The 1256-nt window shown below is 66.1% G+C and carries 1 protein-coding gene; it reads right to left on the reverse strand.

The annotated features are described in order from the left end of the window. On the reverse strand, nucleotides 1-1256 hold a 1256-nt coding region (locus tag AB4Z38_RS25585; RefSeq protein WP_441432318.1), incomplete at both ends, for an FAD-dependent monooxygenase.

A 1256-nucleotide genomic window follows, 5' to 3' on the forward strand; every position in this document is an offset into this window, starting at 1 on the left:
GCCAGCGGCGAGTCCGGCGAGTTCGCGATCCACTCGGCAAAGTCGACGACGGGCGACGTTCCCCCTTGTTCAGTCCCGGCCTTGCTTGTATCCGCGAAGACGTAGATGCGCCACCGTCCGTCGGCCTTGGCCTGGTGGCCGAGTTGTAGCGGRTTGGTGTCGCAGACGCGCACCACGGGCGCGGACTTGAATCGCTTGCCGATGGTGAAGCCGGTGGCCAGGYCTTGGTGTGTTGGCTCGGCGATGAGGGCTGAGGGGGCGTAGTGGGTCATGAACCCGGCGGGGAACTCCGCCGTGCTGACGTAGAAGTCCTCCAGCTCTGTGGGGTCTTCGAACTCCTCGGGCTTCTTCGCCATGAGCGTGGACCACTCTTTGTCGAAGTCGATGAGGTTCTTCGCGATGACTTGGCGCTCGGCCGAGTACGTGGACAGCAGGCTCTCCGGGCTGCGGCCTTCGAGGACGTGCCCGAGTTTCCAGGCCAGGTTGAAGCCGTCCTGCATGGAGACGTTCATGCCCTGCCCGGCTTTGGCGCTGTGGGTGTGGCACGCGTCGCCGGTGATGAACACGCGCGGTGTGCGGGTGCCGCGCTGCTCCGGGAGGACGTCGTCGAACCTGTCTGTGAGGCGGTGGCCCACCTCGTACACGCTGTGCCAGGCGACGTTGCGCACATCGAGGGTGTAGGGGTGGAGGATGTCGTTGGCTTTGGCGATGATCTGCTCGATGGTGGTGTTGCGCACGGCACCCTTGTCGTGCGGGTCGACTTCGCCGAGGTCGACGTACATGCGGAAGAGGTGGCCGCCTTCGCGCGGGATCAGCAGGATGCTGCCGCCCGTGCCGGACTGGATGGCGCACTTGGTGCGGATGTCCGGGAAATCGGTGACGGCGAGGACGTCCATGACGCCCCAGGCGTGGTTGGCCTGGTCGCCGGCGAGCGTGCAGCCGATCGACTCCCGCACCTTGCTCCGCGCGCCGTCTGCCCCGACGACGTACTTGGCCCGGACAACGCGCTCCTGGCCTTCCTTGGGTCCTGCCGTGTGGAGCAGGGTGACCATGACCGGGTAGTCGCCTTCGYCGGTGACYTCGAGGCCGCGGAACTCGTACCCGTAGTCGGGGGTCATGCGGGTAGGGGAGTTCGCCATGAACTCGGCGAAGTAGTCCAGGACGCGGGCCTGGTTGACGATGAGGTGCGGGAATTCGCTGATGTTACCCGTTGGATCGTCGAGGGCGCGGGCGGTCCGGATGATGCGTGACGGATC

The sequence above is a fragment of the Arthrobacter sp. 2RAF6 genome (assembly GCF_052115205.1).
In the GTDB taxonomy this organism is placed as follows: Bacteria; Actinomycetota; Actinomycetes; order Actinomycetales; family Micrococcaceae; genus Arthrobacter.